Raw genomic sequence first — 18,122 nt, forward strand, 5'->3', positions numbered from 1 at the left:
CCTCTAGTTAGTAGAGAGTCAAGGGAAATCAAAACATATTCATGAGATTATTTGATGGGCAGCAGGATTTCAGTCACGTAATTATCTAGGTTATTCGTAATGCCATAATCAATGAGTGTGATTTCGATTGAGTCCCCTGCTACCTCATAATGATGTTCTTTCATATATGCCAGTAATTTTTTGTAGTATGGTTCGGCTTCTGGATGTGACCCTTTAAACCGAATTTGCAGATATTCTCTTGAAGGAAAGATGATTTCTGAAGAAGTTTTTTCATTTTCATCTTCAAGAATCATAAATATACTGGAATATTTGTCAAACTGTTTTGCTTTCACATTTGCTGCTGATATGGATAAACCGATCTTGCCTATGAATATATCTTCGTTCACATTCAGGTGGGTTCTCAATTCAGCTAACGAATGTTCGATATCATGGCCGAGAACATATTCATGCTGCAAGTAAGCCACACGCATTGCGGGAAGTTTGATTTTTGTAATTTGATATAACGGCATGTTAACGGCATCTTCTATATGTGTGATGCGTCGGGAGATCTTTCGTTCAATGCGTTCCAATTCTTTCTTTTTGCGATCAATTTCAGCCTGCTGGCTTTTTAGTAAATGAAGAAGAGTGTTTGTATTTTGAGAGTTATAAAAATCAAGAAGCTTATTGATTGGCAGGCCTAGGGCCCTCAAATACTTGATGGTATCCAGCCGCTCAAACTGTTGGGTAGAATAATATCTATAGTTCGTTTGCCCATCTTTATATTCCGGTTTCAAAAGGCCGATTTCATCATAATACCGAAGAGCAGAGATGTTCACATTGAATAACCTTGACACTTCTCCAATCGAAAAAAATTCCTTCATTCTAACAACCTTTCTGTCCCTATGATTATATACATCCACATTATATAGTACGGGCGAGTTCTAAAGGTAAAGTTTGCAGCAAAAAGAAAAAACTCCTTCTAAAAAGGAGCTTTTCATTCTTCGAAATAAGGATTTACATGGATGAGCACTTCTTCTACATCTGAAAACTGTCTTTTGATTTCATTCCGAATTTCGCGGGCAATGTCGTGTCCCTGCTTAATTGTCAAATCATGATCCAAAGATAAACGGACATCAAGCAATTTATAGTGGCCATGTTCTCGCGCGCGGATTCTATCAATTCGTTTTACTTGATCACATTGAAAAATAACAGCTTTATATTCCTCTATCAGCTCGGGATCAACACTCTTTTCCATGAGCACATCAACAGACGGCCTGATTAATTCCATTGAAATCTTAAAAATGAGGTAAGCAACGATTGCACTGGCAATGGCATCTGCGTACAACAGATAGGGCCAGCCGCGGGTGTTTCCGATGATAGCCAACAGGACGCCGATAAAAGCGGCAAGAGAGGCAACGATATCGCCTTTATGATCGTACGCAATCGCTATAATCGCTTTGCTGTTCCATTTTTCCCCTTGCTTTATAGAATAACGATATAAGATTTCCTTAGCCACGTATGAAATCAGAGCCGCAAACAATGCGCTGTATTGGGGAACGCTTGGCCCTTTAACAAAGGACAGAATCGCTTCTATGAGGATATAAACGGATACGATCACTAAGATAATTCCTACAATCGCCTCACTAATGACTTCAGCTTTTCCGTGACCAAAAGGATGGTCTTGATCGGGCGGTTTATTGGAAATGCCGATCACTGCCAAGACTGCAATCGAAGCAACGACATCTGCCGCGGAATGTATTCCGTCTGCAAACACGGCTTCACTATCGCCTGCCAGCCCAAAAAAGACCTTTCCTGCCATTAAGATCAGATTGGCGATCAATGCAATCAAAGCAACTTTTCTGCTTATTTGTTCTCTTTCACTTGCCATTTTTTCCTCCTATAAAACTGCACAAAAAAATAGGAGTGCTCTATATACGCTCTCCGTATCCTTTCCTGTGTAATCACTTTGCTTATCATACCAATTCAATTTCGAGTGGGTCTATAGCAACGTTGTTTCCTGTTTACTAATAAATAAGGTGACAGAAAAAAAGTTGGAGCTATGCTAAAAGGTCATACAGCAAACAAATGAGTTCTTATGTAACAACAGTGATGATTCGCCATTAAAATGCTGCCGTCAGTGAAAAATTTCCACCTAATTTTCAAAAACCTATTGACATGAGAAGATCTGTATTTCACTATTATCTCATATTCAAGATATTTTAATTCGAGACATTTGATTGAAAAGATCAACGATCAAGCGCAACTCTAAGTGTTCAATCGTTGTCAGTTCTTTTACACAATATTCAATATGATTTTTTATAACATAATATCTCGAATTCGAGATAAAAGGGAGTGTAGCGTAATGGCTGAATTTACTCATTTAGTCAATGAAAGACGATCTGCAAGCAATTTTCTTTCAGGTCATCCAATCACAAAAGAAGATCTCAATGAGATGTTTGAATTGGTTGCATTGGCACCATCGGCTTTTAATTTGCAGCATACAAAATATGTGACGGTTCTTGACCAGGACGTAAAGGAAAAGCTGAAGCAGGCCGCAAACGGACAATATAAAGTGGTTAGCTCTTCTGCGGTTCTCTTGGTATTAGGGGATAAGCAGGCATATCAACAAGCGGCCGATATCTATGAAGGTTTAAAGGTATTGGGGATATTAAATAAGCAAGAGTATGACCACATGGTGCAAGACACCGTTTCGTTTTATGAAAACAGGGGAGAACAATTTAAGAGAGATGAGGCGATAAGGAATGCTTCACTTTCTGCGATGATGTTTATGCTGAGTGCTAAGGAAAAAGGCTGGGATACCTGCCCGATGATCGGCTTTGATGCGGAAGCCGTAAAACGGATTTTGAACATAGACGACCAATTTGAGGTTGTCATGATGATTACGATTGGAAAAGAAAAAACAGAGAGCAGAAGACCGCGCGGCTACCGGAAGCCTGTGAATGAGTTTGTTGAGTATATGTAAAAGGAGCGGATAAAAATGGCGAAAAAAACGATGGGAATTCATCATATTACAGCGATTGTCGGTCACCCTCAAGAGAACACAGATTTCTACGCAGGAGTGCTTGGGCTTCGTTTGGTCAAGCAAACTGTCAATTTTGATGACCCAGGTACGTATCATCTTTATTTTGGGAATGAAGGCGGGAAGCCGGGAACAATCATTACCTTCTTTCCGTGGGCCGGAGCCCGCCAAGGCGTCATTGGAGACGGTCAAGTTGGCGTGACTTCGTATGTCGTGCCGAAAGGGGCTATGGCATTTTGGGAAAAGAGACTAGAAAAGTTCAACGTTCCCTACACCAAAATCGAGCGCTTTGGGGAACAATATGTAGAATTTGATGATCCTCATGGACTGCACTTAGAAATCGTGGAAAGAGAAGAAGGAGAGGCTAATACGTGGACTTTCGGAGAAGTAACGCCCGATGTTGCCATTAAAGGTTTTGGGGGTGCAACCCTATTATCAGCGCAGCCTGACAAAACCGCTGACCTTTTAGAAAACATCATGGGGCTGGAGCGAGTCGGCAAAGAAGGAGACTTCGTTCGTTATCGTTCCGCCGGTGATATCGGAAATGTGATTGACCTTAAGTTAACGCCTATTGGCCGCGGGCAAATGGGGGCCGGAACGGTGCATCACATCGCTTGGCGGGCTAACGATGATGAAGATCAGTTAGATTGGCAAAGATATATTGCTTCCCACGGATATGGTGTAACTCCTGTTCGGGATAGAAACTACTTTAATGCCATTTACTTCAGGGAACACGGGGAAATCCTGTTTGAAATCGCAACTGATCCCCCAGGCTTTGCACATGATGAAACACAGGAAACAATGGGCGAAAAACTGATGCTGCCTGTGCAATATGAACCGCATCGCACACAAATTGAACAAGGGCTGCTGCCGTTTGAAGTAAGAGAGTTAGATTGATTTGACACATAAAAAATAAAGAAACATATATTCAATTGATGATTGCTGGATGGTACTGTCAGCACAGAATCAGATGAAATCAAAGATGAGGAGAGATACAAATGGAAGATGCAGGACTGTTGCTTATTCGTATAATGATTGGTGTGGTGTTTTTGTTTTATGGCACACAAAAATTATTCGGCTGGTTTGGCGGATACGGGATTAAAGGAACCGGACAATGGTTCGAATCAATTGGGGTGAAACCAGGAAACGTTGCGGCCGCTCTATCAGGTCTTGGGGAGTTAGTAAGCGGAATTCTATTTATTTTAGGCGTATTCCTCCCGCTTGGAGCTGCTATCATAACGATCATCATGTTAGGTGCCATCGTAAAAGTCCATGGAGCGAAAGGTTTTGCGAATGGCGCGGGAGGTTTTGAATATAACCTGGTGCTCATTGCAGTTTCCATAGGGGTTGCACTCATCGGTTCAGGAGCTTACGCTTTGCATTTTTAATACGAAAGTATGTAAGAACAGTTGCTGCTTGTCAGTAACTGTTCTTTTATTTTGGCATTTCGGCAAGCTTGCAGGTACTCTGCAAAGCAAAAAAGCGGATATAATAAATATAAATCTGTATAGTGAATGATACGTATTGATGAGCTTGGTCATGAAAAACAGACCTATTTGAAGGAGTAAATGGATGAAAGAGATGACAGAATTACATTCATTAGTTTTTATAGAAAACTTTATCAAACAGCACAAATTCAGTTTTATTTATATATCAAGGCCTGGCTGTTCAGTATGTCACGCAGTTCTGCCCCAGCTCAGAATAGTATTGGATCAGTTTCCAAACATCAAATTGGGGCATATCAATGCTGACGATGTAGCAGAGGTCGCCGGCAGATTTTCAGTTTTCACCGTTCCTGTGCTTCTTTTGTTCATTGATGGGACTGAGTTTCTAAGAGAAGCCCGTTTTGTTCATTTTGAACAGCTTGAACAAAAGCTGAAAAGGGTTTATCGATTATATGAAGGCGAATAAAGGAATAAGGCAAAAAAAGAACTCAAATGAGTTCTTTTTTTATTCTTCACTAGGCGAAGAAGGGTTATCAACCTGCCCTTGATCACTTGTATCATTATCACAACTTGCTGAAATAATAATTGAATGAGAAGGAGAGTAATCTCCTAATGTGAAATTCACTCCGTAATTTTTGCTGTTCGCAGTATGGCTGTTTTGCAAGTTTTGTCCGATATCTGTATTGGCGTTTTGTATCATTCCATTTATCGTGAGATTTGAGATGTTGATTTGAGATCGCATGCTTCAAAAACTCCTTTCACTCAGAAGTAGCTGTCATAAAGGACGCTGGCAGTCTATTTACTTCTATGATATTGCGTTTTTATATCATTGCATCAACATAATGGTAAAAATAATAGCGAGTGAATGATCATCTTTTGAAGATGATCAACCTATCAGCAGAAATAAAGCCGCCTGATAAAGAGGCGGCAGATCGTTATATGTCATCTATGAATTTGATGTATCGTTTTTCGTTTGCCTGAAGGATAAGATAGTCGTTTTTAATGATGAGTAGGAGCCTATAGCAGCGTAGCCATAAAACCAGCCCATAAATACGCCAGAAAAGAGGCTGTGTCGATGGCTTATGAAAACAGAAATGACAAGGCCTGTTATTAAGGCAACTGACGGTACAAAAGTTTTGGGGATTTTCAATAATATTTTGAGGATTTGGGTTATCAATATGATGATTGGAACAGCTATCACAGCATCCCAAAAGTTCGTGTGAATAATTGGAAAAGCCATACGGCACCTCATGAAGTGTTTATTTCTTAATTTTTACGCTAAAAGCTTGGAAAGCAGCTCTTGGATCGCATATGTTACATTTTGGGCTTGATTGGCGGAGCTTGTTTGGCTTAAAGCATTGGATTCAAAAACCAAACCTGTATTACTCCCACCGGAACCCTCTGTTGTTTTAGACACAGAGAACGGGCTGATGGAAACTGCAAATCCGTTATTAAAAACGCTGTTCCCGGATATCGAATGAATATAAACTGGGAATTTCATCATTCATCTCTCCTCTCTGTTATGACTGTTTATACAATATGGTGTGTGAGCAGCAGTTGCTTAAACAAAACGGCAAAAACTTTCAGTAAGAGACAAAAACCTGCAAAATGCCACAAGCGCCTTTTGTTAATGCAGCTTTTTAGGGACGTTTTTTTTATTTTTTTTGCCAACTTCATCAAAAATATTCTGATTGCCAGACTGGGCTTGTCCGTCCTTATTTATGAAATCGGGGTGAATGAGTTTTTTCAGATCCCTGACTGTTAAAGGCTTGGCGTCATCAGTTAATTCTATTCCTAATTGCCCGTTTGCCTCTAATGTCGCAATTTTGACATCTTGTATAGCCGTAACGCCGTGAAGCCTTAGCTGCATTTCAAGCTGGTCAGCTGTAAGTCTCATCTTCTTTAAGTTTTCGATATGAAGCTGTCCGTTTTCAATGACGATTTTTGCTTTTCCGGTTAACATCTTTTCAATGGTGTTCGATTTCATTTGGATCCATTCCATAACGATGAGTGTGCTTGTGAAAATTGCCGCTGCAATTAATGTTTTGAAGAGGCTGTACTCGATGATTGGCTGAACGATAATAGTTCCGATCGAAATCATGACAACCGTTTGAGTCGACGTCATTTGTGCGATTGATTTCCTTCCTGAAATTCTCAGCAAAATGACCCCGGCTACAATGAGAACAAGAGATTCCCAAGTGAAATTCATGCTACCACCTGACCAATGATGAATTAGATTTGTCATGGGATTGGCTTTTCTTCCGGCCAATCGCAATTTAATATATCCGAAAGGCAGTCGGTTCATTCTGTCCTGAACCGAACAATATTTTTGGTATAGATGGATATATTAAGCCAAACAATGATAGCAACAGGAGTTTTTTGGCCGAAACAATCTGGGAAGCGGGGAGCGCCATAACATGATTGAACTTGAAGTTGTCATTAGAACGGTTGCCAGCTTTGGCTTGCTGTTAATCGCAGAACGAATTTTAGGCAAACAGACAATCTCTCAAATGACGATTTTTGATTTTATTGCGGCGATCACACTAGGGGCGATTGCTGCCGGATTAGCTTACAATACTTCAATAAAACCGCACAATATGGCCATTTCGTTTAGTATTTTTGTGCTAACCATTTTTCTAATTTCGTTTCTGTCGATAAAGAACAGGAAGCTGAGGAAATTTTTTGCCGGAGATCCAACAGTGCTGATTCAAAACGGGAAGATACTTGAATCAAATATGAGGAAAATGCGTTACACACTTGATTATTTAAATCAGCAATTACGGGAAAAAGAAATATTTAATATCGAAGAAGTTCTTTTTGCCATTCTTGAAACGAATGGTCAGCTGACTGTGTTAAGAAAACCGCAATTCCGGCATGTGACCAAACAGGATTTAATGATTGCGGTAAACCAAGAACAAAGGCTTCCGATAGAACTTATTATGGACGGAGAAATCATTGAGAATAATTTAAAGCAGAATCGTTTGACGGAATCCTGGCTTTTGGAAGAATTGCGAAAAAGAGACATAAAGGTGAAAGAGACCGTGTACGCAGTGCTGCTGGGTAATGGGGATATTTATGTGGATCAATATAAAGACCATATATCAGTCCCTATGGATAAGGAATGAAGGAACAATCAATCTTAAAGCCCCTTATTGAACGCAATGGTTTCAACTTGTCTTGGGTACGAAATATGCAGAAGCCCGTTTAACAGCTGAATCTGTAACAAATGAGTTTCAGCGGCTTCGGGAAGCTGAATGATTCGCTCAATTTCTCCGTAATACCGTTCACGCAGCACTTCCATTTCGGCTGGAAAAACAGGCGTGATCGTTCCTTTGATCAGCAGCTGGGTTTTAGACAGTAAACGGATCGTTAATTCTTCCTCATACACACCGGGCATTTCCACAATGATAAAATTATATTCCTCATCTTGATAAAAGTCATAAACAAACGTAGAAGCTTCGGAATCAAAAAAATGTTCCGGGGCTTTATATTTGAGCACATTTGTCCAAAAGTCACTTTGTTTATATTCATTCGTAATCTCAAGCCACTTTCGAATTTTTTCGAAATCCATATGAGATTCTCCTTAAATTTGATTTGAAATCGGCGCAGAAGGGTTTCCGATTTGGTCTTGGTCACTAACGTCTGAATCAATATTTCCAGTGTTCAAAAGTGAAGACGTAGGCGAAAGATCCCCTAAGGAAAAGTTTGCTCCAAAATATTTGCTGTTCGCAGTATGGCTGTTGTGCACAGTCGGACCGACATCTATATTTCCGTTTTGCGTGACGCCGTTGATCTTAATATTTGCGATATTAATTTGATATGGCATAGACGAAACCCCTTTAATCTAAAATTGGCGGTGGTGCAATCGGAGGAGCATTAACGTTGGATGTATCAGAGTTGCCGATAGATGTCTGGTCATTTACATCAGGATCGTTTAAGAAGTTTTCCATTACGGATTCTGTAGGTGATGTATCACCGAAAGAAGAGTTGGTCCCTTGAGATTTTTGATTGTTGGTAGGGCTGTTATAAGCAGCTTCGCCTATTGTAATTGAACCATTGCCCGAAATACTGTTGATCTTCAAATAATATAGGTTGATTACTGTAGACGGCATCCCATCACACCCTTCCATCTTTCTGTACAGTACATTATGCGCCGCTGCACCCAATTGTTCCTAGCATTTGCGGGCAAAACTCTATCTGGCCCTGGAGTGATGCTCGTTAGAAAAAAGAATAAAGTTTGTCACAGCCTGAATGTCAATCTATTCAGCAAATACTTATCAGTGAATGAAAAGCCATTGATATAGGAAGCAATGAATTGATTCAGTTATTCGAAATGCATGAGACCTTTTAATAAAGGAAGCTGGCAAACAGGATCAGTTTGAAATCATTGACAATGAAGCTAATGTCATGAAATAATACTCGTTAGTAACATTACTTGCGAGTATTATTTTTGGGGGTGGTCCTCGTTGAAAAGTAAAAAAGGACGTAAAGGGGAAGAAAGCCGGAAACGGTTACTCAAAGCTGCCGCTAATGAATTTTCGATTCGGGGATTCCATGACGCGAAGGTAAGTGAAATTGTAAAAAAAGCTGGGTTCACGCAGCCTTCATTTTACCTGTACTTTCAAAGCAAAGAAGCCATCTTTGAGGAGTTAATCACCGATTTTCACTTCCGAGTAAGAAAGCTGACAGAGTCACTTCTTCTGGAAAACGGATTAAACACGGAGGATGTGACAAAACGGGTGCTGTCTGCTGTGGAATCTGTTTTTCAATGTCTGGCTGAGGACAAGGATTTAACCAAGATCGGCTTTTTTCTCAACCCGGAAGCAAAACAAATGAAAAAAGACTTGGCGATGGTTTTGAAAGAGAACTTAGAAGCAGAACAGCGGCTTGGCTATTTTCACTCTGAGCTGGATATGGAAACTGTCGCTGAGTGTTTGATCGGCATGATTGAACATTTAACCGATTCATTTTTGTTAACCGGAATCAAAGATCCGGCAAGCCTCGCAGCAGAGGTTGTGAATCTTTTAATATACGGGATGCTTCCGAAAGGGAATGACGTAAGATGATATCTATTATGATGAAAGTCAGTTTGGCAGTTTTTATGCTTGCGGGAGGCATCATAAAGGTAAGCCGTGTTCCCTTTCAAGTTGAGCATTGGCGGCATTATCAATATCCATTATGGTTTCTGACTGTTACCGGCATTCTCGAAATAGCCGGGGCACTTGCTATGACAGCGGGAATTTGGAATCGGTATGCAGCGATTGGAGCAGGTGTTCTGTTTGTCGTTCTCATGGCGGGAGCAACTCATGCGCATATGTTTCGAGCAAGACAATCGGTCATCATGGCGATACCAGCGATGATTTGTTTGATTGTTTCTATCATGATCATCATGGGGAGTTACACGTAAGCTTTTCACTAATGTTTAAGAACAAGCCCATTTGCAGGAAATCTCCTTTTCTTATCGAATAATAGAAAGTCCAGGAATTAACTGAATCAGTAAAATAGAGCTCCATTTCTGTGTTATTCGTCTGGCATCAGCTGGGCTTTTTTTATAAAGGAGGAATACAGGATGGCATTCACTTTGGAAGACATGACTGAGGAAGAGTTCGAAGCCTTTCGCGGGATGTCCGTGCAAAATTATGCGAAACAAAACATAACGTCAGGAACTTGGACGGAAAAAGAGGCGCTTGAGAAATCGGAGCAGGCATATGAGAACATGGTTCCGAATGGGCGAGACAGCAGCAATCATTATTTTTGGAACATCACAAATGACCAAGGGGAAAGAATGGGCTGGCTCTGGCTGTATGCTGATCCGTTTCATCCGCAAAAGGAAGCGTTTATCTATTCCTTTGGATTGTATGAAGCCTTTCGCGGAAAAGGACTTGCTCAATTGGCGCTTCAAACGCTTGATGAAAGAGCAAGAGAGCTTGGTGCGGAAAGGCTGGCTCTACATGTATTTGCACACAACGAGACAGCCGTCTATCTTTATCAGAAGATGGGCTATGCCTTGACCAATATACGTATGCGGAAACAGCTATGCTGAAAAGTCGCTTACGTTACCCAAACACAAGATGCCTATCTGGAAGCAGTGGCAGGGTACTATAAGTCATCATTAGAAACATTAAGGTCATGGGAAGGCTTGAACATATAAAGAAAAAAGGACAACAGCTGTTGTCCTTTTCAATGCCGCTTGAACTTTCTCCCTCAGTCTTTTTTGTCTTGATGATCCAGCTCTTTTATTCGTTTCGTAAGCTCATTGAAAGCCTGATCAAGCTCCTTATACCCTTTATCATTTGGCGTCATAAAACTGAGCTTTCCCAGCACTTCTTGTCTTTCTGTCTCAAGCTTTAAGCGAAGCTCCTCCCGCTCATTTCTTTCTGAAGGAGCGGCGTCATTTAACTGCTTTTCGATGCCGTTGTTTGAGATGACGAGTTTACTGTTTGTTATTTTTTCAAGAAAGTATCGGTCATGTGAAACCGCCAGCAATGTGCCGCTGTATTGTGATAGTGTTTCTTCCAGCTGTTCGCGTGACGGCAGGTCGAGATGGTTTGTCGGCTCATCTAAAATCAGCACGTCTTTTTCCTCCAGAATATAGGCCATCAGCTTGATCTTTACACGCTCACCCATACTCATATGCTTGATCGGTTCAGTCCATTGGGCGGCTGTAAAACCTAAGTGCCTCATCAGATTTTGAACGTGCCCCCTTGCTTTGAATGTTTCATTCTTAAATAACTCTTCCGGTGTTTGTTCTAAAGGCAAATCAAACACCTCCTGCGTTAAATAGCCGATGTTTGCGGACGGCGACACCCATACGCTTCCTTCTGCTGTTTCCTGTCCAAGAATGATGTTCAGTAATGTCGTTTTTCCGCTGCCATTGGGGCCTATGATCGCAACCTTTTCGCCGTGCTGAATCGTAAAGTTTGCGTTTTCAAAGAGTGTCCTTTCTTCAAACGCTTTTGTTACATTCTGAACTTCTAAAAAACGTTTCCCTGTTTTGTGGGTTGTATCGATTGAAAAGCGGACTGTATATTCTGGGGTAACGGGTTCCGCCTTTGCTTTGTCCAGCTCTTTTTCAAGCCGCTTCTGCTTGGATTTTATCTGGGCATCCGTACGCTTCGCTTTTACCCGGTGATATTCTTTAAACCCTTCCTTTTTCGTCGATTGAGCATGGGCTTTTTCCGACCAAGAAGCGAGCTCATTCATTTGTGCTTCAATCCGTTCAACCATTTTTTGCTGCTTTTCATATTCACGCTGCTGGGTGAGTCTTTTCTTCTCCCGGAACTTCATATACCCGGAGTAATTCCCTTTGAATTCAATCAGCGTCTGATCCTCAAGCGACCATATTTTTGTTGCGGCTTCGTCTAAAAAATATCGATCGTGAGAAACGAGAATCACCGTGCCGCTATAATGTTTCAGCTGTTGGATGAGAAATTGCAGGCTTTTTTCATCAAGGTGGTTTGTCGGTTCATCTAACAGCAGCAGATCTGCATCCTCCGACAGTCCTTTCGCCAGCCGCGCTTTCAACTTTTCACCGCCGCTTAACTGATGAAAATCACGAAGAGGCACATGCCATTTCTCTAGTAACTTCTTTTCGGCAGGTGTCTGATCCGCAAAGGAATACGCCGCGGTTTCCTGTTCAACCAAAGCCAGTTTTATATCCTTCCGAAGGATTTGTCCCTGTGCAGGGGCTAAGTCATTGTGAATGAGGTGCAGCAGCGTAGATTTCCCAGCGCCGTTTTTTCCGATAATCCCAATGATATCTCCTTGCTGAACACTGGCGTTTACATGTTTAAAAACAGTCAGATCCTTTACTTCATAGCTAACGTTTGTTAATGTTACGATCTCTTTCATCCATATCCCTCGCTTTAAAGGGAGAATAAAAAAATCCTCCCAAATGTGTTGGAAGGATTAGCCGTGCCTGTGCATGATCAAATAAGCTATTTTTTATAAATAGCAGTGTCGTATATATAGAAAATGGGCAGACTAATCCTATTTTTTGATTTGAAATATTGATTTCAAACGGTAAAAATAAGATTAGTTAATCATTGTCCACCCATCATCCCTTCTTGTTTTGATTACAAACACTATAGCATACCTTCAAATTCAAAAGCAAAGGTCATTTTCATCAAAAAAACTCCTGCTCTCATTTTTGAGGCAGGAGTTTCGAGTGTTATTGATGCTTCGCTTTTCTCACTTTATAAATCACAATCAGCAAAATAAACCAAACCGGTGTGACAAATAAGGAAACACGAGTATCCTGTGCCAGTGCCAGCACAACCAGAACAAACGCCAGGAACGCAAGAATCAGGTAATTTGTAAACGGATAAAGCGGAAGCTTAAACTTGTTTGTTTTCGCTAATTCAGGTCTTGTTTTGCGGTATTTCATATGGCAGATGACCGTAATTCCCCAAATGTAGATAAAGCATACGGTTGAAATACTTGTGATCAGGGTGAATACGCCTTCTGGCATGATGTAGTTTAACGTAACACCGATTAAAATCACGATAGCTGAAAAGAATAAAGCATTTCTAGGCACTTTACGCTGAGTCAGTTTCGCCATTGACTCAGGCGCATTGTGATCTTTCGCCAGAGAATAGACCATACGGCTTGTACTGAATACAGCGCTGTTGCATGCTGAAGCAGCGGATGTCAATACAACAAAGTTGATAATACTTGCAGCCCCGACGATGCCAACCGCGACAAATACTTGTACGAATGGGCTTTCGCTGGGATTGATGACATCCCAAGGATAGATGCTCATAATCACGAGAAGAGCCCCGATATAAAAAAGCAGCACACGGACAGGAATATTGTTGATCGCCTTAGGGATTACTTTTTCAGGATTTTCTGTTTCACCGGCCGTAAGCCCGACAAGCTCAATGCCGACAAAAGCAAACACAACCATCTGGAACGAGAGGATAAACCCGTGCATGCCATTCGGGAACAGGCCTCCGTGGCTCCAGAGGTTTGTGAAGCTGGACACTCCTGAGCTTGTGGAAAAGCCTTTGAAAATCATCACAAGGCCAATGACGATTAACGCCAAAATGGCAATGACTTTAATCAAAGCGAACCAAAATTCTAATTCTCCAAAAAGTTTGACTGTCGCCAGGTTCATAATCAGTAAAATAATTAGAGCGATTAAGCCAGGCACCCATTGCGGCACACCCGGGAGCCAATATTGAGTGTAGAGCCCGACTGCTGTCAGATCAGCCATCGCAATGGAAATCCAGCAGAACCAATATGTCCAGCCGGTGATAAATGCTGCCATATCGCCTAGGTAGTCTTGTACAAAATCCACAAAAGAGTGATAGTTCAAGTTTGATAACAGCAGTTCACCCAGCGATCTCATAATTAAAAAGCAAATGATCCCTGTGATCATATAAGCAAATAAAATCGAAGGTCCGGCAAAATGAATCGATTTGCCCGAGCCGAGAAATAAGCCTGTCCCAATGGCTCCGCCGATGGCGATGAGCTGGATATGCCTGTTTTTCAAGCCTCTCTGCAACGTTTGCTGATTTATATTGTCTTTCGTCATGTCGTCTGTCACTTTATGTGTTCCTCCATTGAAAATTGTTTATTGAGTCAGCAATCTATTTTTAATGATTATTATAACACTAAAATTTCTATCTTTTTTACTAAAAAAGGATTGATGAAAAGAATTTTAATGTGATTTGGACTATTTCCCGAAAAAAGCGGCTCCATTTAGGGAGCCGCTTTCTTATGCTTTTTCAGTTTTTTTCATAAACAGGTAGAGCCCATAATCTGTCGGTGCGGATGCGTAGCCTGCCTGCCGCAGCATTGCTGTGATATTGCCGCGGTGGTATGTCCCGTGATTGACAACGTGGGGAAGCAGTTCGGAAACAGTTGTTTTCATGATTCCGCTTGAGGGATTTTGAATCTGGAGTGGCTTATTGAGCTGTTCTTTTTGCTGTAAAAATAGTGTAAAGCGCTCGGATAACCTCAGAAAAAGGTCTTCCATTTCCTCTATTTCTTTTGCCTCTGTCTGTTCTTTAAGCTGTTCAGCTAAAGCCAACGCATCGCTCAAGGTTTTGCCGGAAAACACTTCAATCCAGCCGAGATCAGAAAGATAAACATGAGACAATACATGGGATATTGACGGAAACACGCTTTGAATTTCCTGATGGTATACCTCTTTTGGAAGCTCTTTTAATCGGTTGAATATTTGTTGATTGGCCCAGACGTTATATTCATACAATTTGAACGCCAAATCTGACATGTTAAAATTCCCCCTTTCATGTATATAGCTTCTATTATACACGAACGTGCGTTCCTGTGTAGAGTGCCCGTGAATAAAATTTGTTGACATATATAGTTTAGAGGAATAAACTAATTGACATTGAACATAAAGTTTAGTGGGGTAAACTATAATGAGGAGGGGAAGATATTGAATGAACAAAAGCTATGTCAGGCGATAAACCTGTTTGTGGAAGTCCTGCTTGAAGGGACAGAATTTGTGCATCGTGAAATCAATCAGGATGTCTTCAAGCATATCTCAAGGGAACAGGCAGACCTGTTGAAAATTTTAAAAGTCAAGGGCCCAACCTCTCCCGGCAGCCTGGCCATGTACCAAAATGTACATAAGAGCGCGATCTCTAACAGACTGAAAAAGCTGCTCGAAAAGGGATTGGTTCAATGGGACGACTGTCCGGAAAAAAGTGATAGGCGCTCTAAGCTTATTAACATTACACTCAGTGGTGAACACATACTAGAAGAATTAGATTCTGCCATCTTTAACGCGCTCAAACCGCTGATCGATGATATAGATGAGGAACACTTACATTCCATCATCGAGATATTCACCATTTTAAAAAGCAAATTTAAAGGAGGAGATTCTGCCGAATGAGAGCAATCATCAAATTCAAGTGGGCAATTGCAGCCATAGTATTAGCACTTACCGTCGTTTTGAGTTTGTTTTCTCCGAACTTAACGGAGCTGGCCAATCAAAAGGGGCAGGCCCAGCTTCCCGCTGATGCTGTTTCAGAAAGGGCAAACGCCATTTTAAAACAAGCGGGAGAAGACAATAATTCGATCAGTGTCGTCTTTACATTAGACCATGCTCTAAAGAAAGAAACAGAGAATCAGCTCCGGATAATGATTGATAAAATCAAAAAGATCGACGGTGTAGAAGAGGTAACATCTCCTCTGTCAGCGGAAAAAGAAGTCAAAGACCAGTTGATGTCGAAAGACAAGAAAACCGTTCTCATGCCTGTCACGATTACAGGTTCTGATAAAAAGGCGGAAAAAATTGCGGACGAGATTTATCAAATCGTTCCTGATGATTTGACGGCTTATATTACGGGAGCTTCCCTTATCAACCAGGATTTCGCTCACAGCTCAGAGGAAGGGCTTAAGAAAACGGAAGTGATAACAGTCTGCCTGATCATCGGTTTACTGTTGATCGTGTTCCGATCTGTTGTGACGCCTTTTATCCCGATTGTGGTTGTCGGTTTTTCTTATCTGATCAGTCAATCTATACTGGGCATCCTTGTATACAATGTTGATTTTCCTATCTCGACGTTTACGCAAACCTTCTTAGTTGCGATCCTGTTCGGCATTGGAACAGATTACTGCATACTGCTTCTTACACGGTTCCGTGAAGAATTGGCAAACGGGCATGATAAAAAAGAAGCGGCGCTTATCGCTTACCGTACAGGGGGAAAAACCTTATTTATCAGCGGTTTTGCGGTATTGATCGGATTTTCCGCCTTAGGATTTGCGAAGTTTGCGATTTTCCAATCCGCAGTAGGGGTAGCAGTCGGTGTGGGAATTTTAATGATCATCCTCTACACACTGCTGCCATTATTTATGGTGACGCTGGGTGAAAAATTATTCTGGCCTTCTAAGAAAGTGCTGTCACACAGTGATAACAAACTATGGGCGTTTCTCGGCAGACACTCCGTTGCGCGTCCGTTTCTGTTCATTGTCATCACGGTGGTGATTACGCTTCCGTTCATCTTGACCTATGATGACCAGATTTCATTCGACTCAACTGCGGAAATCAGCAGCGATTATAAATCTATAAAAGCTCTCGAGGCCATTAAGGATGGATTCGGGGAAGGAAAAGCGTTCCCGATCAATGTTGTCGTAAAAGGAGACAAAGATCTTACAACAGCTGATACAATCCCTTATCTAGGAAATATCAGCAAAGCGATCGAGAAAGTTGATCATGTTGACTCTGTTATGACCATTACGCAGCCGACTGGTAAAAAAATCAAAGATTTATATATTGATAACCAGCTAGGATCGGTTTCAGACGGGCTGGATAAGACGGTGAAAGGGATGGCCGATGTCCAAAGCGGATTAACGGATATAGAAAACGGACTGAATCAAATGGCAGGGCAAACCGGCTCGACCTCAAATGGAGGGTCTGGCGGTTCACTGGGCGATGCGGCAGATGGCTTGGGCAAAATCAATCAGCAGCTGCAGCTCGTGAGCAAACAGATTTCCCAAACCGGCAATACCGCACAGACCGTGCAGCAGCTTACGGCAATACGCGGACAGCTTGGCCAGATTCAAACCGGCCTTGAACAAGCGAACCAACAGCTCTCAGGCCAGCAGGCACAAGCTGGAACCCTGACAGAAAGCCTGAAGAAGCTGTCCGAAGGCGTGAAAAGCGCAAATGAGGGCCTGACGAAAGTCTCTGACGGTATTACAGCTTCCAGTGATATGTTAGAGGACATGAGCAAAAGTCCAACTGTAAGAGATACAGGCATATTCATTCCTGATCAAGTAATGAAGGACAAAGACTTTAAGAAGTCAATTGACCAGTATTCCTTTGCAGACGGAAAAGGTGTTCAATTAAGTGTCGTTCTGGATTCAAATCCGTACTCAGAACAAGCTATTACGACAATAAACCAAATCAAAAAAGCTGTCGCAAACGAAGTTGACGGCACTCCTTTGGAGGATGCACAGATCGTATACGGCGGGGTAACGAGTATGAATGCGGACTTAAAGGAGCTGTCCACAACGGACTTCTCCAGAACAATGGTGATTATGATTATAGGCCTGTTTATCGTGTTAACCATTTTGTTCCGCTCAATGATCATGCCGATTTATATGATCGCGTCATTGCTGCTGACGTACTATACGTCGATATCCATAACAGAATTAATTTTTGTAAACGGCTTAGGAAACGCGGGTGTCAGCTGGGCAGTGCCATTCTTCAGCTTTGTCATCTTGATCGCGTTAGGGGTAGATTATTCGATCTTCTTGCTGGATCGATTTAAGGAAGAGGTGCACCTTGGCATTGAGCAAGGTGTCGTCAGGTCAATGAGCAAAATGGGATCTGTCATTATTACAGCTGCCATTATATTGGCCGGTACGTTCGCGGCGATGATGCCTTCAGGTGTCAATACACTGATGCAGGTGGCAAGTGTTATCATCATCGGGCTCTTGCTTTACGGCCTTGTCATTCTTCCGCTTTTCATCCCGGCAATCATTGCGACCTTTGGAGAAGGAAACTGGTGGCCGTTCGGCAGGAAGAAAGGAAAAGAGTAATCGAGAGAAGAGTGATGAATGGTCATCACTCTTTTTTCATGACTAAACGACTAACTTCAGACGTGTTACCAAAAAAGATCAGACGATCAAACGGCGGCTGTACTTAAAAACAAAGAGCCCGGAAAACATTCCCGGGCTCT

At 41.7% G+C, this 18,122-nt stretch carries 22 protein-coding genes; 10 read left to right on the plus strand and 12 right to left on the minus strand.

Going from position 1 to position 18,122, the window contains the following annotated elements:
• Positions 1-47 precede the first annotated feature (47 nt).
• Together NSU05_RS02970 and mneP are read right to left on the minus strand one after the other, a co-directional pair.
• Complete coding sequence (locus NSU05_RS02970; protein ID WP_038428416.1) at positions 48-860, minus strand: MerR family transcriptional regulator; 813 nt, start codon at positions 858-860, stop codon at positions 48-50.
• Positions 861-973: 113 nt separating this feature from the next.
• Positions 974-1,867 (minus strand): manganese transporter MneP, encoded by an 894-nt coding sequence (gene mneP, locus NSU05_RS02975; RefSeq protein WP_038428417.1) that lies wholly within the window; start codon positions 1,865-1,867, stop codon positions 974-976.
• 474 nt (positions 1,868-2,341) lie between these two features.
• Here mneP and NSU05_RS02980 point away from each other — a divergent pair, with 474 nt between their 5' ends.
• The 4 genes from NSU05_RS02980 (at position 2,342) to NSU05_RS02995 (ending at position 4,930) form a co-directional block, all read left to right on the plus strand.
• Positions 2,342-2,962 carry a nitroreductase family protein gene (locus NSU05_RS02980; RefSeq protein WP_003244392.1) on the plus strand — a complete coding sequence of 207 codons (621 nt, stop codon included), beginning with the start codon at positions 2,342-2,344 and terminating at the stop codon, positions 2,960-2,962.
• 15 nt (positions 2,963-2,977) lie between these two features.
• Positions 2,978-3,916, plus strand: coding sequence for a ring-cleaving dioxygenase (locus NSU05_RS02985; RefSeq protein WP_038428418.1), 939 nt, complete (start codon positions 2,978-2,980; stop codon positions 3,914-3,916).
• Between the two features lie 101 nt (positions 3,917-4,017).
• On the plus strand, positions 4,018-4,407 hold the full coding sequence (locus tag NSU05_RS02990) for a DoxX family protein (protein ID WP_003234169.1): 390 nt from the start codon (positions 4,018-4,020) through the stop codon (positions 4,405-4,407).
• Positions 4,408-4,591: 184 nt separating this feature from the next.
• Positions 4,592-4,930 carry a thioredoxin family protein gene (locus NSU05_RS02995; protein ID WP_038428419.1) on the plus strand — a complete coding sequence of 113 codons (339 nt, stop codon included), beginning with the start codon at positions 4,592-4,594 and terminating at the stop codon, positions 4,928-4,930.
• 39 nt (positions 4,931-4,969) lie between these two features.
• Here the strand turns inward: NSU05_RS02995 and NSU05_RS03000 are convergent, their stop codons facing one another.
• The 4 genes from NSU05_RS03000 to NSU05_RS03015 all read right to left on the minus strand — a co-directional run bounded on the left by NSU05_RS03000 (position 4,970) and on the right by NSU05_RS03015 (position 6,673).
• A complete protein-coding gene (locus NSU05_RS03000; RefSeq protein WP_339204439.1) occupies positions 4,970-5,206 on the minus strand; it encodes a spore germination protein in 237 nt (78 codons plus the stop codon).
• Positions 5,207-5,410: 204 nt separating this feature from the next.
• On the minus strand, positions 5,411-5,704 hold the full coding sequence (locus tag NSU05_RS03005) for a hypothetical protein (protein WP_009969672.1): 294 nt from the start codon (positions 5,702-5,704) through the stop codon (positions 5,411-5,413).
• Positions 5,705-5,737: 33 nt separating this feature from the next.
• A complete protein-coding gene (locus NSU05_RS03010; RefSeq protein ID WP_003244212.1) occupies positions 5,738-5,968 on the minus strand; it encodes a spore germination protein in 231 nt (76 codons plus the stop codon).
• A 123-nt stretch (positions 5,969-6,091) separates the two neighbouring features.
• Positions 6,092-6,673, minus strand: coding sequence for a DUF421 domain-containing protein (locus NSU05_RS03015; protein ID WP_003234158.1), 582 nt, complete (start codon positions 6,671-6,673; stop codon positions 6,092-6,094).
• A 208-nt stretch (positions 6,674-6,881) separates the two neighbouring features.
• Here NSU05_RS03015 and NSU05_RS03020 point away from each other — a divergent pair, with 208 nt between their 5' ends.
• Positions 6,882-7,589 carry a DUF421 domain-containing protein gene (locus NSU05_RS03020; protein ID WP_003234156.1) on the plus strand — a complete coding sequence of 236 codons (708 nt, stop codon included), beginning with the start codon at positions 6,882-6,884 and terminating at the stop codon, positions 7,587-7,589.
• Between the two features lie 14 nt (positions 7,590-7,603).
• Here the strand turns inward: NSU05_RS03020 and cotP are convergent, their stop codons facing one another.
• From cotP to NSU05_RS03035, 3 genes are read right to left on the minus strand one after another with little or no spacing between them, the layout of a single operon-like run.
• The gene (cotP, locus tag NSU05_RS03025) at positions 7,604-8,035 is read right to left on the minus strand and encodes a spore coat protein CotP (RefSeq protein WP_015715315.1); all 432 of its coding nucleotides are present in this window, start codon (positions 8,033-8,035) and stop codon (positions 7,604-7,606) included.
• Between the two features lie 12 nt (positions 8,036-8,047).
• On the minus strand, positions 8,048-8,290 hold the full coding sequence (locus NSU05_RS03030; RefSeq protein ID WP_003234151.1) for a spore germination protein: 243 nt from the start codon (positions 8,288-8,290) through the stop codon (positions 8,048-8,050).
• Between the two features lie 13 nt (positions 8,291-8,303).
• Positions 8,304-8,576, minus strand: coding sequence for a spore germination protein (locus NSU05_RS03035; protein ID WP_003243854.1), 273 nt, complete (start codon positions 8,574-8,576; stop codon positions 8,304-8,306).
• Positions 8,577-8,930: 354 nt separating this feature from the next.
• On the opposite strand from NSU05_RS03035, the gene NSU05_RS03040 reads away from it, so the two are divergent.
• The 3 genes from NSU05_RS03040 to NSU05_RS03050 all read left to right on the plus strand — a co-directional run bounded on the left by NSU05_RS03040 (position 8,931) and on the right by NSU05_RS03050 (position 10,507).
• On the plus strand, positions 8,931-9,530 hold the full coding sequence (locus tag NSU05_RS03040; RefSeq protein WP_046380798.1) for a TetR/AcrR family transcriptional regulator: 600 nt from the start codon (positions 8,931-8,933) through the stop codon (positions 9,528-9,530).
• Positions 9,527-9,871, plus strand: coding sequence for a DoxX family protein (locus NSU05_RS03045; RefSeq protein WP_046380799.1), 345 nt, complete (start codon positions 9,527-9,529; stop codon positions 9,869-9,871). The genes NSU05_RS03040 and NSU05_RS03045 overlap by 4 nt, the downstream gene beginning before the upstream one ends.
• A gap of 162 nt (positions 9,872-10,033) precedes the next feature.
• A complete protein-coding gene (locus tag NSU05_RS03050) occupies positions 10,034-10,507 on the plus strand; it encodes a GNAT family N-acetyltransferase (RefSeq protein ID WP_014478995.1) in 474 nt (157 codons plus the stop codon).
• A 161-nt stretch (positions 10,508-10,668) separates the two neighbouring features.
• On the opposite strand, the gene vmlR is transcribed toward NSU05_RS03050, so the two are convergent.
• The 3 genes from vmlR to dinB form a co-directional block, all read right to left on the minus strand.
• The gene (vmlR, locus tag NSU05_RS03055; RefSeq protein WP_038428420.1) at positions 10,669-12,315 is read right to left on the minus strand and encodes an ABC-F type ribosomal protection protein VmlR; all 1,647 of its coding nucleotides are present in this window, start codon (positions 12,313-12,315) and stop codon (positions 10,669-10,671) included.
• Between the two features lie 319 nt (positions 12,316-12,634).
• Complete coding sequence (locus NSU05_RS03060) at positions 12,635-14,011, minus strand: amino acid permease (RefSeq protein ID WP_014475969.1); 1,377 nt, start codon at positions 14,009-14,011, stop codon at positions 12,635-12,637.
• 171 nt (positions 14,012-14,182) lie between these two features.
• Positions 14,183-14,701, minus strand: a complete 519-nt coding sequence (dinB, locus tag NSU05_RS03065) for a damage-inducible protein DinB (RefSeq protein WP_038428421.1) — start codon at positions 14,699-14,701, stop codon at positions 14,183-14,185.
• A 168-nt stretch (positions 14,702-14,869) separates the two neighbouring features.
• On the opposite strand from dinB, the gene NSU05_RS03070 reads away from it, so the two are divergent.
• Together NSU05_RS03070 and NSU05_RS03075 are read left to right on the plus strand one after the other, a co-directional pair.
• The gene (locus tag NSU05_RS03070) at positions 14,870-15,328 is read left to right on the plus strand and encodes a MarR family transcriptional regulator (protein WP_038428423.1); all 459 of its coding nucleotides are present in this window, start codon (positions 14,870-14,872) and stop codon (positions 15,326-15,328) included.
• A complete protein-coding gene (locus tag NSU05_RS03075; RefSeq protein WP_038428424.1) occupies positions 15,325-17,982 on the plus strand; it encodes an MMPL family transporter in 2,658 nt (885 codons plus the stop codon). Before NSU05_RS03070 ends, NSU05_RS03075 begins: the two co-directional genes overlap by 4 nt.
• The last annotated feature ends 140 nt before the right edge of the window (positions 17,983-18,122 follow it).

The organism is Bacillus sp. EU52 (assembly GCF_037964975.1).
Classification (GTDB): domain Bacteria; phylum Bacillota; class Bacilli; order Bacillales; family Bacillaceae; genus Bacillus; species Bacillus subtilis.

What these genes read in the sequence shown, in the direction of transcription:
- NSU05_RS03000 (WP_339204439.1), bottom strand. Translation starts at nt 5,206, where the DNA reads ATGCGATCTCAAATCAACATCTCAAATCTCACGATAAATGGAATGATA.
- NSU05_RS03015 (WP_003234158.1), bottom strand. Translation starts at nt 6,673, where the DNA reads ATGAATTTCACTTGGGAATCTCTTGTTCTCATTGTAGCCGGGGTCATT.
- NSU05_RS02995 (WP_038428419.1), top strand. Translation starts at nt 4,592, where the DNA reads ATGAAAGAGATGACAGAATTACATTCATTAGTTTTTATAGAAAACTTT.
- NSU05_RS03045 (WP_046380799.1), top strand. Translation starts at nt 9,527, where the DNA reads ATGATATCTATTATGATGAAAGTCAGTTTGGCAGTTTTTATGCTTGCG.
- NSU05_RS03020 (WP_003234156.1), top strand. Translation starts at nt 6,882, where the DNA reads ATGATTGAACTTGAAGTTGTCATTAGAACGGTTGCCAGCTTTGGCTTG.
- NSU05_RS03050 (WP_014478995.1), top strand. Translation starts at nt 10,034, where the DNA reads ATGGCATTCACTTTGGAAGACATGACTGAGGAAGAGTTCGAAGCCTTT.
- NSU05_RS02970 (WP_038428416.1), bottom strand. Translation starts at nt 860, where the DNA reads ATGAAGGAATTTTTTTCGATTGGAGAAGTGTCAAGGTTATTCAATGTG.
- vmlR (WP_038428420.1), bottom strand. Translation starts at nt 12,315, where the DNA reads ATGAAAGAGATCGTAACATTAACAAACGTTAGCTATGAAGTAAAGGAT.
- NSU05_RS02990 (WP_003234169.1), top strand. Translation starts at nt 4,018, where the DNA reads ATGGAAGATGCAGGACTGTTGCTTATTCGTATAATGATTGGTGTGGTG.
- cotP (WP_015715315.1), bottom strand. Translation starts at nt 8,035, where the DNA reads ATGGATTTCGAAAAAATTCGAAAGTGGCTTGAGATTACGAATGAATAT.
- NSU05_RS03010 (WP_003244212.1), bottom strand. Translation starts at nt 5,968, where the DNA reads ATGATGAAATTCCCAGTTTATATTCATTCGATATCCGGGAACAGCGTT.
- NSU05_RS02980 (WP_003244392.1), top strand. Translation starts at nt 2,342, where the DNA reads ATGGCTGAATTTACTCATTTAGTCAATGAAAGACGATCTGCAAGCAAT.
- NSU05_RS03035 (WP_003243854.1), bottom strand. Translation starts at nt 8,576, where the DNA reads ATGCCGTCTACAGTAATCAACCTATATTATTTGAAGATCAACAGTATT.
- NSU05_RS03075 (WP_038428424.1), top strand. Translation starts at nt 15,325, where the DNA reads ATGAGAGCAATCATCAAATTCAAGTGGGCAATTGCAGCCATAGTATTA.
- mneP (WP_038428417.1), bottom strand. Translation starts at nt 1,867, where the DNA reads ATGGCAAGTGAAAGAGAACAAATAAGCAGAAAAGTTGCTTTGATTGCA.
- NSU05_RS03005 (WP_009969672.1), bottom strand. Translation starts at nt 5,704, where the DNA reads ATGGCTTTTCCAATTATTCACACGAACTTTTGGGATGCTGTGATAGCT.
- dinB (WP_038428421.1), bottom strand. Translation starts at nt 14,701, where the DNA reads ATGTCAGATTTGGCGTTCAAATTGTATGAATATAACGTCTGGGCCAAT.
- NSU05_RS03030 (WP_003234151.1), bottom strand. Translation starts at nt 8,290, where the DNA reads ATGCCATATCAAATTAATATCGCAAATATTAAGATCAACGGCGTCACG.
- NSU05_RS02985 (WP_038428418.1), top strand. Translation starts at nt 2,978, where the DNA reads ATGGCGAAAAAAACGATGGGAATTCATCATATTACAGCGATTGTCGGT.